The organism is Paenibacillus alkaliterrae, from assembly GCF_021532375.1.
GTDB lineage: Bacteria > Bacillota > Bacilli > Paenibacillales > Paenibacillaceae > Pristimantibacillus > Pristimantibacillus alkaliterrae.
This window is the reverse complement of sequence record NZ_JAKGAP010000028.1, coordinates 74,540-90,833: the sequence shown is the minus strand read 5'-3', so window position 1 is coordinate 90,833 and position 16,294 is coordinate 74,540. Positions and strand designations below refer to the sequence as shown.

15 protein-coding genes are annotated in these 16,294 nt (G+C 50.6%); 3 read left to right on the top strand and 12 right to left on the bottom strand.

Translation table 11 applies throughout. The annotated features are described in order from the left end of the window. Both L1N85_RS13910 and L1N85_RS13905 read right to left on the bottom strand, forming a co-directional pair. Positions 1-216, bottom strand: a 216-nt coding sequence (locus tag L1N85_RS13910) for a DUF1861 family protein (RefSeq protein ID WP_235239467.1), incomplete at its 3' end; no start/stop codon positions are given. Continuing rightward, positions 182-481 (bottom strand): helix-turn-helix domain-containing protein, encoded by a 300-nt coding sequence (locus L1N85_RS13905; protein WP_235239465.1) that lies wholly within the window; start codon positions 479-481, stop codon positions 182-184. The genes L1N85_RS13905 and L1N85_RS13910, both read right to left, overlap by 35 nt. Before the next feature lie 202 nt (positions 482-683). On the opposite strand from L1N85_RS13905, the gene L1N85_RS13900 reads away from it, so the two are divergent. The 3 genes from L1N85_RS13900 to L1N85_RS13890 are packed head-to-tail and all read left to right on the top strand — an operon-like array spanning position 684 to position 4,043. Further along, positions 684-1,865 (top strand): glycosyltransferase family 4 protein, encoded by a 1,182-nt coding sequence (locus tag L1N85_RS13900; protein ID WP_235239463.1) that lies wholly within the window; start codon positions 684-686, stop codon positions 1,863-1,865. After that, positions 1,865-2,971 carry a glycosyltransferase gene (locus L1N85_RS13895; RefSeq protein ID WP_235239461.1) on the top strand — a complete coding sequence of 369 codons (1,107 nt, stop codon included), beginning with the start codon at positions 1,865-1,867 and terminating at the stop codon, positions 2,969-2,971. The genes L1N85_RS13900 and L1N85_RS13895 overlap by 1 nt, the downstream gene beginning before the upstream one ends. Beyond that, positions 2,964-4,043, top strand: coding sequence for a mannose-1-phosphate guanylyltransferase (locus L1N85_RS13890; RefSeq protein WP_235239459.1), 1,080 nt, complete (start codon positions 2,964-2,966; stop codon positions 4,041-4,043). The genes L1N85_RS13895 and L1N85_RS13890 overlap by 8 nt, the downstream gene beginning before the upstream one ends. Before the next feature lie 177 nt (positions 4,044-4,220). Here L1N85_RS13890 and L1N85_RS13885 read toward each other — a convergent pair whose 3' ends face one another. The 10 genes from L1N85_RS13885 to hutH all read right to left on the bottom strand — a co-directional run bounded on the left by L1N85_RS13885 (position 4,221) and on the right by hutH (position 16,149). Continuing rightward, the gene (locus L1N85_RS13885) at positions 4,221-4,475 is read right to left on the bottom strand and encodes a hypothetical protein (RefSeq protein ID WP_235239457.1); all 255 of its coding nucleotides are present in this window, start codon (positions 4,473-4,475) and stop codon (positions 4,221-4,223) included. Continuing rightward, entirely contained in the window at positions 4,444-5,055 is a 612-nt protein-coding gene (locus L1N85_RS13880) for a transposase (protein WP_235239454.1), read from the bottom strand. Before L1N85_RS13880 ends, L1N85_RS13885 begins: the two co-directional genes overlap by 32 nt. Positions 5,056-5,173: 118 nt before the next feature. Next, on the bottom strand, positions 5,174-6,490 hold the full coding sequence (locus L1N85_RS13875) for a S8 family peptidase (RefSeq protein ID WP_235239450.1): 1,317 nt from the start codon (positions 6,488-6,490) through the stop codon (positions 5,174-5,176). Between the two features lie 610 nt (positions 6,491-7,100). After that, on the bottom strand, positions 7,101-7,925 hold the full coding sequence (locus L1N85_RS13870; protein ID WP_235239446.1) for an ABC transporter permease: 825 nt from the start codon (positions 7,923-7,925) through the stop codon (positions 7,101-7,103). Next, positions 7,906-8,910: an ATP-binding cassette domain-containing protein gene (locus tag L1N85_RS13865; protein ID WP_235239443.1), complete on the bottom strand. Its 1,005-nt coding sequence runs from the start codon at positions 8,908-8,910 to the stop codon at positions 7,906-7,908. Before L1N85_RS13865 ends, L1N85_RS13870 begins: the two co-directional genes overlap by 20 nt. A 122-nt stretch (positions 8,911-9,032) precedes the next feature. Further along, positions 9,033-10,361 (bottom strand): amidohydrolase family protein, encoded by a 1,329-nt coding sequence (locus L1N85_RS13860; RefSeq protein WP_235239439.1) that lies wholly within the window; start codon positions 10,359-10,361, stop codon positions 9,033-9,035. Positions 10,362-10,377: 16 nt separating this feature from the next. Continuing rightward, positions 10,378-11,634 carry a Zn-dependent hydrolase gene (locus L1N85_RS13855; RefSeq protein WP_235239436.1) on the bottom strand — a complete coding sequence of 419 codons (1,257 nt, stop codon included), beginning with the start codon at positions 11,632-11,634 and terminating at the stop codon, positions 10,378-10,380. Beyond that, entirely contained in the window at positions 11,622-12,908 is a 1,287-nt protein-coding gene (gene hutI / locus L1N85_RS13850; RefSeq protein WP_235239434.1) for an imidazolonepropionase, read from the bottom strand. The genes L1N85_RS13855 and hutI overlap by 13 nt, the downstream gene beginning before the upstream one ends. Positions 12,909-12,912: 4 nt before the next feature. Continuing rightward, positions 12,913-14,586 (bottom strand): urocanate hydratase, encoded by a 1,674-nt coding sequence (gene hutU, locus L1N85_RS13845; RefSeq protein ID WP_235239432.1) that lies wholly within the window; start codon positions 14,584-14,586, stop codon positions 12,913-12,915. Between the two features lie 21 nt (positions 14,587-14,607). Further along, positions 14,608-16,149, bottom strand: coding sequence for a histidine ammonia-lyase (gene hutH, locus L1N85_RS13840; RefSeq protein WP_268818279.1), 1,542 nt, complete (start codon positions 16,147-16,149; stop codon positions 14,608-14,610). Positions 16,150-16,294 lie beyond the last annotated feature (145 nt).

The window sequence follows — 16,294 nt, the reverse complement described above, 5'->3', positions numbered from 1 at the left end:
AAAAAAGAAGACTTGAGAGAACTCGCTGTCCCGTTCCTCAACTCTTCCTAAGATCACTTCCTCCCCGTCATATAGAAACGGGGCCGTTATATTATATACATCCCGATTTCCAACCCCGGAGAACGCCAGCTTCTCCACTTTCGTTATGCGCGGCTTCGCATAAAAGGTATCCAGGAGCTGTTTACAGGTTTGTATCTTTTTCGTTTTCCTTGTCATTGCCGTCCTCCTGATGATCACTCGGTTCATCTATCGTGCAATTTCGATCTTCATCCTCTTCGATTCCAATGAGCTGCCCCGGCTGGACATTAAAATATAGACAAAGCTTTAGCAGCAAATCCCTTGGATACTGCACCATTTCATCCTTATACATACGACGAACGGAATCAAAGTGGTAATTAACATCCTTTGCAAGCTTACGTATAGATAATTTTGGATCGTGATTTTCCATAACCTCTTTTAATTTACTGCGTATGACTGACACACATACACCCCCTAGATCAATATATATGGAAAAAGATAGTGAGTCAATAAAATTGACAAGAAAAAATGGTCATGTTATAGTGTGGAAGAGGAAATATTTTTCAATTTTCAAAAAATAAAATACCGCTTCTCCTAAAGAAATAAAGATCGCTTTATTTCTTTTTTTGTCCAAAAAAATAGGAATCAATATGGGGGCTGTTTATATGAAAAAGACAATCAGAAACCGGAATATCGTTTTTCTAGGAACCAGCCTGCCGAGAGAATGCGGCATTGCTACATTTACACAAAATTTATTAGATGAATTCGAACACATTCAATGCTTCAATAAACCTCGTATCATTGCGATCAACAACAACGAAACTTACCTCTATCAGGAGCAAGTGATGAGGGAAATTGACCAGCACAAGCTTTCGGATTATATAGAAACGGCCGAATATCTTAATTTGTCAGACGTTGATCTTCTCGTTATCCAGCATGAATTCGGTATTTATGGGGGAGAAAGCGGAGAATATTTGATTTCATTCGTCGAAAGGCTAAGTATTCCATATATCGTCATTTTTCATACCGTGTTAACGAAGCCTTCCGCCAAGCAGCGGCACATCATGAATCGGGTTGCGGAATTAAGCGTTAAGGTCGTCACGATGGCGCAGTCCACCGTCAAAGATTTGAGCTCTATTTATGGAATTGATGCCGCAAAAATCGCTTTCATTCACCATGGAGTGCCTGATGTCAAAACCGAATCAAGATCAAAGCTTAAAGAACAATATGGCTTTGCGGACCGGAAAATTTTATCTACCTTTGGCTTTCTAAGCCCCGGCAAAGGAATTGAATACAGCATAGAGGCCATGCGTGGAGTGGTCAAACAGCATCCGGATGCTCTCTATATCGTTTTCGGGAAAACACATCCTGTAGTCAAACAAGAAACAGGCGAGATATACAGGCAGAAGCTGATGGATCTTGTGGAACAATTTGATTTAAAGCATAACGTTCTCTTCGTTGACAAGCTGTTGACACAGGAGGAAGTCATTCAATCGCTTGTCATGTCAGACATCTATATGACGCCTTATTTAGGCAAGGATCAGGCCGTTAGCGGCACATTGGCATACGGAGTCGGATATGGAAGGGTCATTGTTTCCACTCCTTACCGGTATGCCGAGGAAATGCTGGCAGAGGGCAGGGGCTTGCTGGCAAACTTCCGTGATTCCGCCTCTTTGGAAGCTTGCATCCTCCAATTGCTGGATAACCCTGCTCTAGTAAAAGAAATGGAAAATCGCACGCTTGAACTCGGAAGAACCATGCTGTGGCACGAAATCTCCAAAACCTATGCCGCCATCTTTCAAGAGAAAATAACGGTTTCAGAGTTAGCTAATAGGAGTGTGGTTTAATGGAAGTACAAACGATACTGCAGTTTAAATCCGATTATATGCGCAGGTTAACGGATGATACAGGAATTTTTCAGCATACCAAGTTTGGCGTTCCCGACCGCTCAAAGGGCTATACGACAGATGATAACGCACGGGCATTAATCGCAGCTGTTTTATTATACAGCAGCAAAAAAGATCCAGTCACGTTGGCTCTCATTCATACTTATATTTCCTTCATTCATCACGCACAGAATACGGATGGAAACTTTAGAAACTTTATGGATTATAACCGTACATTCGTTGAGGACAGCGGCTCTGAGGATTGTCAAGGACGCACGGTATGGGCACTTGGATTCGCGCTCGCCCATTCCTCCTCCCTGCCGGATAATTTACTGAATACCTGCCGTTATTTAATTAATCAGGCATTGCCGCTTATCGATACGCTCGGTTCGCCCCGTTCTGGGGCCTATGCCATAATCGGCCTAAGTTACCTGATAGAAACCCCTAGAGCTTTAACCTACTCCTTTCCCTATCCCCATACGCCAAGCACCGCGGAAGAGAAGGCATTTCTGCCCAGAGCAGTCATCATCGATCTGATCGATAAAATGGCGGCAAGGCTGCACAATCAATATACCCGCAATAAGGGGAACGGTTGGAATTGGTTTGAAGACAGCCTTACCTACGGAAACTCGATGCTTCCATGGGCGCTATTAAAAGCATCCCATATTTCAGGTAAAGTTAGTTTGAAGGAAACGGCTAAGGAAAGCTTGGATTTTCTGGCATCCAATACCTTCTCTAAGGAAGGATATTATAAGCCGATCGGCAGCCATGGCTGGCTGCTGCGGGACGAAAAGGCCGCTCCCTACGACGAACAGCCGATTGAAGCCTGTGAAATGCTTCTTGCTTGCAAGGAAGCCGCGATCGTGCTCCAAGACCCTGCTTATCTGAAATATGCAGCCTTATGCTATGAATGGTATTTAGGGCATAATTCATTAAAAATCCCTCTAATCGATCCTCAAACCGGGGCTTGTTATGACGGTATCCATGAGACGGGGTTGAACCTTAATCAAGGCTCAGAGAGTATCATTTCCTTCTCTATTGCCCAATCGGTGATGCATCATGAATAAATTCGCCACTATCCTTGCAGGCGGGGGCGGAACCCGCTTTTGGCCGCTTTCCAGACAAGAGATTCCGAAGCAGCTGCTAAATATTAGCGGAAACGATATTATGTTAAACGATACCATCGAACGGTTCAAAGGCATTATCCCTCAGGAAAATACAGTAATCGTTACGAATCGTTCTCAAGCCGTATTGCTGGAGAGCATCATGCACAGCAGTGTATTAAGCCGTAATATTTTGATCGAGCCTGTTGCGCGAAACACGGCTGCTAGCATACTTTTTGCGGCGATATCTATAGAAAAATCCCACGGTGATTCCTTAATGGTCGTATTGCCTTCCGATCATTATATAACGGATGAAGAACAATTCCGGCTTACGCTGGACGAAGCCTGTACGGTCGCGATGGAGACGGACAAAATCGTAACCATCGGAATCAAGCCGACGTTCCCTTCTACCGGCTACGGCTATATCGCTTTTGATAAGGAGCCTATTGCTTCGAATCCAGTGGCCGTATACGAAGTAGCAGAATTTGTAGAAAAACCGAACTTCCAGAAAGCGCAAGGCTATCTGTCGTCAGGTAATTATTTATGGAATAGCGGTATATTCATTTGGAAAACATCCGTCATTATTGATCATTTCAAGCGCTACCTGCCCCGGCTGTATAAGACGATGCTTCCAATCAGCGAATATCTGGGTTCGGAGCAGGAAGAGGAGATCATTAATGAGATTTATCCGACGCTTCAAAACATTTCGATCGATTACGGCATCCTTGAGCGCTCCGATGAAGTAGTTGTTCTGTCCGGCCAATTTGGCTGGAATGATATCGGCAGCTGGGATGCGCTTGGCGCGATCTTCCCGCCGGATAAATCAGGCAACATTATAAAAGCGAATCACATGGGCTTAGATACACGCAATTCGATCATATATGGAAACGGCAGACTAATCACGACAATAGGCGTAGACGGCTTCATCATTGCGGATACCGGGGATGCGCTATTAATCTGTCCCAAGGACAAAGCGCAGTCTGTCAAAGACATCGTCGAACTGCTGCAGGAAAATGGAATGACCGAATATATTTAGTTTGAAATGAATAAGCTAAGCGCCCTGTCTATTTATGACAAGAGCGCTTTTTTTCGTTCCATTCGTCGCGGAAAGAGATTGGCAGCATGTTTGAATTCGACGGTCATTCGGTTGGATAAAGCTACAAATTAACAAGAACAAAATCACCTAACGGTGACTTAACGTACTTGCCAACGGTTATTCTTCCGCCGGCTCTTTCTTTCTCACCAAGGTTCCGTTACACTCCGGACAAAAGAACTCCGGTTTCTCACCCGGTTTCAAGTCATAGGAGCACTCTGCCACGATGAATTCAGGTACAGGATCCAGGCATTGACAATCTACACAAATGTAGTCGATAAAGATTTCTTCCTCATCATCATCTTCAAATAAGTAGTCATCTAATGATTCTTCTTGTTCTGCTTTATCCCGTTCTTTGTTCTCTCTTTCGCTCATCTGTCCTTATTCCCCATTTCTTCTTAAATGCCCGTTCACGTTCCTCATCATAATAATAAATCCGCCCGTAATCCGCATGCCAAATAACAACAAGCAACATCGCGTGCTTGCAGCAAGGGCATTGTATCGGATCGCGATCATAGGTTTCCAGCATGCGTTCCCGATACGTTTTTTTCTTTTTCTCCTTTAGCGGAAACGTCATTTCAATTTGTTTATGCACCATATAACGCCACAGGTTAATGATCTTCTGCGATTCTTTATTCTTACTCCGACTGTACAATCCAAACCTTCCCACCATTCGAAAATGCTTGGGCGGAATGTGCTGCACGAGATCATAAATAAACTTCATGACTGGCGCTACAACATCTACTCTCTTCCCCGTCTGATGATCTTCATACCAATAATGAACCTTTTCGTAGTCATACTTTATAATACGATATTCTGCTATCGCTGGACGTGCCAAATAACTGCTTCCGGAATCGCTTCCTGTAACTCTTGTGGGAATCGATTCGCGTGGAGTCCCCAGAATCCATGAAAGTGATCCTTTAAGATCTGTTTTACTATTCCACGTTTCTTCCATGTCTCACGCTTCTCCACGTCAATCCCCCCCTATCTTATATTTCGACAGACTTATCCACAATTTTAAGCTCCGCATAATTTCCTAAACAAAGAAAAAACTGCCTCATCAGCAGTTTACCTTATGATTCCAGCGCTTTCTCCGCATCAAGATACCCATGTCCCTGTACAACTTCGGGAAGGCCCCGGTTTTCGCATCCGTTCAGCAGCATTTGTTTCACCTGATCGGGGGTAAAATCCTTATGTTTCTCCAAGATGAGTGCCGCAACCCCTGCGCAGATCGGGGTGGCCATTGAGGTACCCGATAGAGAGAAATAACGCGAGCCTACGCGGCTGGATTTGGACAACTTATCCAAGTGGGAGTTCGGGGAGCGCAAAGATACGATATCGTCTCCGGGGGTTAATAGGTCCGGCTTCATTACCCCGTCAATCGTCGGTCCACGGCTGGAAAAATCGGCCACCCGATCATCGTTTCGGTCGGGAGTATTTTGATCGTCCATGGCTCCTACCGTAATAATTATGGGGCTGATCCCCGGGCTGGCAATGGTCCCTTCATCCGGTCCCTCATTTCCGGCGGCGACACAAACCACAATCCCGCTTGCCCAAGCTTTCTCCACGATTTTAACCACCGGATCCTCCGCTGCGCTGACAGTTGCCGTGCTTCCCAAAGACATTGATATAATGTCGATCGAATAGGTTTTCTTATTATCTATACACCATTGAACGCCAGCGATGACGGTAGAGAGCGACCCCGAACCCATCCTGTCCAGGACCTTGACGCCAATCAAATTGGCGGACGGTGCAGGTCCTTGATATTGGCCTCCAGAAGCATAACCATTCCCTGCCGCATCCCCCGCACAGTGTGTTCCATGACCATTATCGTCATAAGCGGTTGGCCGATTGTTAACGAAGTCTTTAAACGCTACGATCCGTTTCGTCGGGTTCATTAAATCTTCATGCTGATAGATCCCGGTATCCACAACCGCGATGGTCACACCTTTCCCGGTGAGTCCGGATTGATGAACCAAATCCGCATGAATGGACGGAGTTGCAACATTCAACAGCGCTTTAACTTTACGGTCGTAATGCACCTTTTTGATCCGACGGCAGTTTTTCAGCAGTCTTTCGATCCCTAGGGGGGTTAATTCGGCAGAGCAGCATGAAATAGCTGGGAACTCATGCTTCACGCGGCATCTCATGTTTTGTTTAGCGGTTTGATGAACAAGATTAACCAGATCGCAGTAAGGTTCATCACAATCCTCAAACTCAATGATAACGGAATAGGTTTTGGTCGTTTTTAATATTTTTTCCAAAGATGAATGAAGAAAGCAGGGAATCCACCGGAACGGTCGGTACAGCTCAAGCATTTGCTCTCTTAACTGTTTATCCAGCTGTTTCCCGTTACGACGAACGAACTGAATCATAGAGAATCCGTACATATACTTCCCCTCCTAATTGTTTTCATAGAGCATTCTATGAAGCAGTAATAGAAGGGGATACGGTGATAGTCTAGTTAAAAGAAAGATAGGGAACAGCGGAACTCAAATCCGGGGAAGCCTTTTATAATGAAAATTCGAAAGGTAGAAAAGCCTTTTTAATCTTGTCCAGGCAGATACCGTATCTATTAAAAAGTATCCATCCATATAATAAAGAATTGCTATAACAAGTAAACCAGTCTATAGCAATATAAATAGAATTATAATCCGATTACAGCGACATTTAGTCCAAGACAAAGTGGTGTATACGCCTTTTTTGCAAGTATTTCATTTGAATCCGATACTGTTTCAACAACACCAAATATATTTTTGTCGATAATTGTAAATGGTAGCCCTAAAATTTCAGATCGTGAAAGGATTAGTTTGGGAAGTAACGAAATTGATGTCTCTGGTATCGTACGATTACAAGCTGGCGATGAAGTGAGCGTATTTGCGGAGATTAGTGGGGCATCCGGCAATATCCAAAAAAAGGCCAACTCCGATTTTGGAGTCAGCCTTCTATCCCGCCATGCCTGCCTTTCAAGGCGGCTTCGCCACGAAAGGAGCCGCGTGCTTATTTTTTATTATTATAAAAATACATCGTAAGCGGAGCAAAAACGATAATCAAAGCTGCCGAAACGATTAATACCGTGTATAGCTGTCCGCTCGTCACCGTGCCGTGAATGAATCCCCGTACGGCGTCGACTACCAGCGTGATAGGGTTTATATCCACAAACTTCTGCAGCCAGTTCGGCATCGTCGACGTGTCCACGAACACGCTGCTCAGAAACGTCAGCGGGAAAAGCACCATCATGCTGATGCCCATCAGCGCTTTTTCGGTACGGACAATGAGACCCAGAAACGTCCATATCCAGGACAAGCTGAAAGCGAATAACAAAAGGAGAAGAACGCCGAAAACCAGTCCGCCGAAGCCGTTTTCCGGTCTGAAGCCTAACAGATAGCCTAGACCTATCATGATGGTAGAGGCCAGTAAATAACGCAGGGCATCTACGAGCAATGCTCCGACCAATGAGGCCGGACGCCAAAACGGCAAGGTTCGGAAGCGGTCGAAGATCCCCTTCTGGATGTCTTTATTCAAATCGATTCCCGTGTACATCGTGATCATCGCAACCGTCATGACAAGAATGCCTGGAAGGACGAAATCCAGATATTCTCCCGTGGACCCCGATATCGCGCCGCCGAAGAGGTACGTGAACATCAGCAGGAATATGACCGGGAAAGCCGTCACGTCAAACAATTGCTCAGGTACGTATTTGATTTTCAGGAGCGCTCGCCAGCCGAAGGTTAAAGAGGCGCTCAACGCGCTAGGCCGGCTTGGGCGAAGCGAAAGCGTTAACGCTTTTTGCAAATCCGTATTGTCATCCTGCTTGATTATCATCGGCTTCCTCCCCTTCCGATTCGGCCTGGCCTGTCGTCTTGCCGGTAAGCGTCAAGAATACTTCATCCAAGCTAGGCTGTCCCATTGAAAAATCAGAGATTTGCAGATTCTCCGTCACTAAGCGGCTGAGAGCGGAAGCGGCTTCGCCATGATCCGTAATCGGGGCGGTCAGCTTAAGCGTCCGTTCATCCATTTCGACGGCATCGCCGGTCAGCTCTTCCAGAATAGTCTTGGCCTTCGCCAGGTCATCAGGGGTATGGAGATGGACCGTCAGCCTCCCTGCTCCCACCAAAGCCTTCAGCTCCTTGCTCGTCCCTTCCGCGATGAGCCGCCCATGGTCGATGACACCGATTCGGTCCGCTAATTGATCGGCTTCCTCCAGGTATTGCGTCGTCAAGAAGACAGTCGTTCCGTTCCTCACAAGCACACGGATAATATCCCAAACCTGATTTCGGCTTCTTGGATCAAGCCCTGTCGTCGGTTCATCCAAAAACAGCAGATCGGGCGACGTCACGATACTTGCAGCGATATCAATCCTCCGCCGCATGCCGCCTGAATATTTCTTCACTTGGCGTTTTGCGGCATCCTCGAGGTTGAACGCCTTCAACAAATCAATCGCGCGCTCCTTGGCCCCCTGCCTGGAGAAACCGACAAGACGTGCGATGAGGATTAAGTTCTCCCGGCCCGACAGTTCCTCATCAACGGAAGCAAACTGACCGGTAAGACTGATGCATTGCCTGACCTTGTTCGTTTCCTTCTCTAAATCGCAGCCCATCACTTTGGCGGAACCCTCATCCGGCCGCAGCAATGTCGCCAGCATTTTGATTGTGGTCGTTTTACCGGCGCCATTGGGTCCTAAAAATCCGTATATCGTACCCCGCGGAACCTTAAGAGAGATCCCGTCGACGACCCGCTGATCGCCGAACTTCTTCACTAAATTTACGGCTTCGATTGCATATTCCTGCTCAGAGCTTGGCCTGCTCATACGTTCCCCCTCTTCCTGATTGGACAAATGCTCAAACGCTTCTGACTAATTATACTATATTTTGGATGAAGGGATTTCTTACGGATTGCTTTTTTTAAGTAAAAAATGCATTATTAAGACCGCTATATAGCTGCGATTCCGCCCCACTTGTCGAATAACCGATCCACCCGCGAACCTATTTCTTGCCCGGTAACGGTGAGCAGCTTTCCTTCGCTAAATACGGGTCGGCCGCCTATCACGACATGGGCGATCGCGCCCGGCTGCATGGCATATACCATATTCGCGAACAATTCGCGTTTCGGCGCCAAAGACAAGTCCAGAAGGTCCAGCGCGATGAAATCCGCCGCTTTTCCGGCTTCGAGCGATCCGGTCGGCAGTCTTAACGCATCGGCTCCATTCACGGTACCCATGCGAAAAACATCGTTAGCCGTCACGCAAGTTCCGTTTAACCGGGTCACCTTCTGAAGCAAAGCGCACATCCGCATTTCTTCAAACACACTGATCCGGTTGTTGCTGCAGCCCCCATCCGTTCCCAAGGAAATCCTCACGCCGGATTTCATGAGATCCGGAATTCGGGTGACGCCATCCGCCAAAAACATATTGCTGGATGGGCAGTAAGCAAGCGAACCGCTGCGGCTGCCGATCAGCTCGACCTCCGAATCGTCCAGCCACACCAAATGGATGGCGATCATCCGTTCATCGAGTACGCCTAACGAATCCAAATATTGAATGGGCCTCAGGCCATAATCCCTTAACGTCTCCTCGACTTCGAACATTTCTTCCGCGACATGAATATGAAAAGGAGTATCCAGCTCGGCAGCAAGCCGATGGCCGGCCTTAATCATTTCCGGGGAAGCCGCGTGCGGGCTGTGCGGCGCCGGATGCACCGTAACCATCGGGTCTCCCTGGTATTTGACGGCAAGAGATCGGGTCCGTTCCACGGCCTCCGGCACCGTTTCCCTATAGGCCGAGGGAGCGCCGCTCCAATCGTACATCGTTCTTGCAAAAACAAGCCGGATGCCTACGTCCTTCGCCGCCTTAATAACCGCTTCGTCATAGGCTGTGCCTCCGTTATGAACGTAGAAGAAATCGCTGACGGTCGTCACGCCGTAACGCATCATTTCCCCGAAGGCTAATAGAGCTCCCGTATAAATCGCTTCTTCATCCAATAGAGGCGTGTACCGGTACAGCGCCTGATCTCTCCATTCCAGAAACGGTTTATCGATGGCGATGCCGCGCAGCAAGCTTTGAAAAGAATGATTATGCGCATTGACTGTTCCCGGCACGATCGCTTTTCCTTCCCAGCGGACACGCTCGGCTTCAGCATATTTTGAGGAAACCATATCCGAAGGTCCTGTCTCCAAAATCACGCCGTTCTCCTCAAGAAGAGCAAAATCTTTCTGAAACGCTCCGTTTGTATAAACATAATCCGCCAAATACAGTTTCCGCATACTAATGCCAGCCCCCTTAACAATCCAATCGCTCATCCAGCGCCAAGATGGCGTGAAGCAAGACGTTTCCAGCCTTCTCTATATCTTCGATTCTGCTTTCCTCTTCCGGACAATGGCTTATTCCGTCCAGGCTGGGCACGAAGAGCATTCCCGACCGGGTGAGCGACGCCATATGCGCCGCGTCGTGACCGGCCATGCTGCCTAGTGAATAGTGCGCATACCCGAGCTTCTCTGCCTGCAAGATGCAGGTCTCGATAACAAGCGGATCCATGGCGGCAGGATGCTGGTCGAGCAGCAACTGCCGCTCGATGCGTACTCCCCTTCCGGAGCAAATGCGAGCCGCATGCTTTTCCCATTCAGCGGTCGTTTCCTGAATGTCGGCCCTGGTTTTTCCGCGGATCTCCATGTGAAACTTCACTTTTCCCGGAATAATATTGGCTGCATTCGGGTAGTTCGCAATCTTTCCGACCGTCCCCACCGTTTCGTCCGCTTGATGCTCCCGGCAAACCCTCTCCAGCGCGAGCATCGCTTCGGCCGCCCCCATTAACGCATCGGTCCTGTCATGCATCAGTGTCGTCCCCGCATGATTCGGCACACCGGCGACCGTCACTTCCTCGCGGTAAATACCCGTGATCGCGGTTACGACGCCAACCGGAATACCGCGGTCCAACAGCCTTTTTCCTTGCTCGATGTGAACCTCGAGAAACGCTGCGAACTCTTCCGGCTTCCTGCGCGCCTGCCCGTACCGGTCCGGGTCTCCGCCCGCTTGGCGCAGCGCGTCGACCAGAAGCTTTCCGCTATCATTCCGGACGCCATCCAAGTCACGCCTGGTCAGCTTACCGGCTGCCGTTCGGCTGCCGAACGTCGATAAACCGAACGGATTCGGTTCTTCCGCGCTGAAAGAAACGAGCCCGAGCGGATGCCGGGTCGTTATGCCTTGCTCCTCCAGCACGCGCATGACTTCCAAGGCTAATAAGACGCCGAGCGCCCCGTCGTACTTGCCCCCATTCGGCACCGTATCGACGTGGGAGCCGAAAGCAATGACCGGAAGCTCGTTGATCCCGCCCCGCCGAATGGCCCAAATATTGGCCGCTTCGTCGACGCGAACGTCCAAGCCGAGCTCCGCCAGCTTCTCCTTCAACCAGTCCCGGGCTGTCAATTCTGCCGGCGTAAACGCCGTTCGATCCAAGCCTCCCTGCTCGTTCGCACCGATTTGGCCGAGTTCATGAATGGTTTTCTCCAATCTGGCCGTATTAATGGTTATCGCGCGCATGCGTAAGTCCTCTTTCCATTTAAAATGACAGCGACGCCATTCTTAATGACGGTTTCCGTCAAATTCACGGCATAATGGTATTGCATGTATTCAACATTCGGAGCATCGAAAATGACCAAATCGGCTTGCTTTCCTACTTCGATGCTGCCGATCCGGTCTGCGCGTCCAATGGCATGGGCTGCATTTATCGTGCAGGCGGTCAACGCTTCGGCGGGAGTCATCCGCATCGTTAAGCATGCTAAATTCATGATAAAAGGCAGCGATTCCGTCGGGCTGGAGCCCGGATTACGGTCGGTCGACAAGGCTACCGGAACGCCAGCCTCGATCATCTTCCGGGCATCGGCCGGTTTCGTCATGAGAAAGAATGCCGTACCGGGGAGAAGGACCGCGATGACGCCTTTCTCCGCCATCGCCCGGATGCCGGCGTCCGACGCCCGCAGCAGATGCTCGGCCGATACGGCCCCGATTTCAGCGGCAAGCTCCGCGCCCCTGTAAGGGACGATTTCATCGGCATGAATTTTTGGCTTTAGCCCCCATTTTAGCCCTGCTTCCAGGATCGTCTTCGATTGCCCGGGAGTGAACACGCCCTCCTCGCAGAAGACGTCGCAGTACTCGGCCAGCCCTTCCTTGGCTACGGCCGGTATCATTTCCTCCGTCACGATCCTTACGTACTTATCAGGATCCGATTTGTACTCGGGAGGAACGGCATGAGCCCCCATGAACGTCGATACCAGATCGACGGGATGATCGTTATGAAGGAAGCGCGCCGCCCGCAGCTGCTTGAGTTCATCCGCAAGCCGCAGCCCGTAGCCGCTCTTCGCCTCGATCGTCGTCACGCCGTGGACAAGGAATCGGTCCAGCCGCTTCCTTGTCTCCCCGATTAACTGCGATTCCGATGCTGCGCGGGTTTTGTTCGCCGAATTCAGAATGCCGCCGCCTGCTTGCAAAATTTCCATATAAGTGGCGCCGCGAAGACGAAGCGCCAGCTCATGCTCCCGCGATCCGGCAAAAACAACATGCGTATGCGGGTCGATAAGACCCGGGGTGACCGTCTTTCCTTCCGCCAAAATGACTTTGACGTCTTTGCCGCCTGCATGTTGCTCCACATAATCCGCCGCCTCTTGGTCGGTTCCGGCGAAGGCAATAATATCGCCTTCCACTACGACGCCGCCGTTCCCGATGACGTTCAGCTGTTCCATTTCCGATCCTATTTTAGGCGCTTTGCTGCCCCCGCTTACGGTAACGACTTGCGCTGCGTTTTTGATATACAGCATACGCTCACCCCTCTTCGGTTACCCGGCCATCGATCATCGGCATCCGGATCCCCTTCTTCTTGGCGGTTTCGATAGCCAGATCATAACCGGCATCCGCATGCCGCACGACGCCCATGCCCGGATCGGTCGTCAAGACTCGATTTAAACGCTCCTCCGCCTCTTTCGTACCGTCCGCGACGACAACCATGCCGGCATGGATGGAATAACCCATGCCTACGCCGCCGCCGTGGTGAAGAGATACCCAGCTTGCCCCGGCCGCCGTATTGACGAGGGCGTTCAAGATCGGCCAATCGGCGACCGCGTCGCTGCCGTCGCGCATCGCTTCCGTTTCGCGGTTCGGCGACGCAACGGAGCCCGCGTCAAGATGATCGCGTCCAATTACGATCGGAGCCGACAATTGCCCGGAAGCGACCATGTCGTTGATAATGCGGCCAAACTGTGCCCGCTCGCCGCAGCCAAGCCAGCAAATCCGGGCCGGGAGGCCTTGGAAGGTGATTTTCGCCTGCGCCAACCGGATCCATTGGCATAAGCGCTCGTTATGGGCAAACGCCTTCAAGATCGCTTCGTCGGTTTTGTAGATGTCCTCGGGATCGCCGGATAACGCCGCCCAGCGGAACGGGCCCCTCCCTTCGCAAAATTGCGGACGGATGTAGGCGGGAACGAATCCGGGAATGGCAAAGGCGTCCTTCACGCCTTCGTCGAACGCAACCTGGCGAATGTTATTTCCATAGTCGAAGGCGACGGAGCCGAGCCGCTTCATCTCGAGCATGGCGTTCACATGCGCGGCCATGCTCGCTTTTGCCAGCCTGACATAAGCTTCAGAATCTTCTACGCGTTGCTTGCTGCCTTCTTCCAGCGAAAGGCCTGCCGGCAAATAGCCGTTCAGCGGATCGTGAGCTGAGGTTTGATCCGTAATAATATCTGGAATGAATCCGCGGCGAATCATTTCCGGCAAGATCTCAGCCGCATTGCCGACCAGACCGATGGATAGCGCCCTTTCCTCTTTCTTTGCCTCAATCGCGAGCGAGATAGCCTCATCCAAGCTTTCCAGCATGCAATCGCAATAACGGGAATGAATGCGTTTCTCGATCCGCGTCTTGTCGACGTCAAGACCGATCAGCACGCCATCGTTCATGGTTACGGATAACGGCTGGGCGCCTCCCATCCCGCCGAGGCCGGCAGTCACGGTAATTGTTCCTTTCAGGCTGCCGCCGAAGTGCTGCTTCGCGCATTCCGCAAACGTTTCATAGGTGCCTTGAACGATGCCTTGGCTGCCAATATAAATCCAGCTGCCGGCCGTCATCTGGCCGTACATCATGAGACCCTTCTTATCCAGCTCGTGGAATGTATCCCAGTTTGCCCATGCCGGCACCAGGTTGGAGTTGGCAAGCAGCACGCGCGGCGCATCCCGATGGGTCCGGAATACCGCGGCAGGCTTCCCTGACTGCACCAGCATGGTCTCGTTGTCCTCCAGCTCCTTGAGCGTTTCTACGATGGCATCGAAGCACTCCCAATTTCGAGCCGCTTTGCCGATCCCCCCGTACACAACCAGTTTTTCGGGATATTCGGCCACCTCCGGGTCCAGATTGTTCATCAGCATCCGAAGCGCCGCTTCCTGGATCCATCCTTTCGTATTCAGCTTAGCGCCCCGCGGCGCGCGAATGACTCGTTCCTTCATAGCGTTCAACCTCCAAACCTGTTAGTTGATCGGGATGACGGACGCGATCGCTTCCCGCACATCCGTAAATCTCATCCATTCGGCGACGATGCGAATATCGCCCGACAATACGCGGTCCTCGTCAACGAAGCCCGCATGCTCTCGGCATCGGTCGTAGATCCATTTCGTTCCCTTCCCAAGATAATCCGGGCCCCGGAAATCAACGGCTTGCGCGGCGCACAAAAGCTCGATGGCGAGCACCGAATAGGCGTTATGAACGATTTGATTGGCCTTGCGGGCCGCGATCGTTCCCATGCTGACGTGGTCCTCCTGGTTTCCCGAAGAAGGAATCGAATCTACGCTTGCAGGATGGGAGAGCGTCTTATTTTCGGATACAACCGCGGCAGCCGTGTATTGGGCAATCATAAAGCCGGATTGTACGCCCCCGTCCTTCGCAAGGAATGGAGGAAGCTTCTCATTCAAATACGGATTGACGAGTCTTTCGGTACGGCGTTCCGAGATGCTTGCGAGCTCGGAGGCGCTGACGGAGAGATGATCCATCGCCAAAGCAATCGGCTGTCCGTGGAAGTTTCCTCCGGATATGACGCGATCCTCTTCAGCGAAAATAAGCGGATTGTCCGTTGCGGCATTCATTTCGATTTCCAGCTTCTCTTGGATATAACGCAGAGCGTCCCGACTAGCTCCATGGACTTGCGGCGCACAGCGTATGGAATAAGCATCCTGCACGCGCAGCTCTCCCTGGTTTGACATCAGCCGGCTTTCCGACGTCAAGCGCCGGATATTTTCGGCTGATTGTCCCTGCCCCGGATGAGGTCGAATGGCGTGGGTAAGCGGTTCGAATGCATCGCGAATGGCGTGAAGCGCCTCTGCCGTTAACGCCGCTGCACAATCTGCCCATCTGGCTAAATTGACGGCATCGAAGCTGGCAATTGCGCCGATCGCCGTCATCACCTGCGTTCCGTTAATCAAGGCGAGACCTTCCTTGGCCTCCAGCGCGATGGGCTGTAAGCCTGATTTCGCCATGGCTTCGCCGCCAGGCAACCGTTCACCGAGATAAAGGGCTTCTCCTTCGCCGACGAGCACGAGAGCCAGATGCGACAAAGGCGCCAAATCTCCGCTTGCGCCAAGCGAGCCTTGTTCCGGAATGACCGGCGTGACTCCCGCATTCAGCATATCGGCAAGAAGCTGAACAACTTCCGGCCGAATTCCGGAGTAACCGAGCGCTAAGGCATTCACGCGCAGCAGCATTGTCGCTCTAACGGCTTCCTCCGTCAGCGGCTTTCCGATCCCGCAGGCATGGCTTCGAATGAGATTCAACTGCATGCGCTTCGTATCCTCCGCCGAGATATAGGTATCGCTGAATTTCCCAAATCCGGTCGTAAGCCCGTACACCACCCGTTTCTCGCGAAGCAGCTTTTCGACGTACGCCCGGCTTTGCTTCATCTTTTTGATGCAATTCCGGCTTATCTTCACTCTTTCCTTATATCGGGCTACACGGATAACATGTTCAATCGTCATCGTTCCACCGTTAACGAGCACAAACGATTCGTCCATTGGCTGCATGCTCCCACCTGCTTTTCAACGTAATTAAAAAAACCAATACCCTGGGTAAGGTATCGGCTTCTAATCACTGGACACGGAATGGCTGTCGGCTTCAGTCGCGACCGCTGCTTTTATCTCGCTATATGCTCTCATTTGATCTTATGCT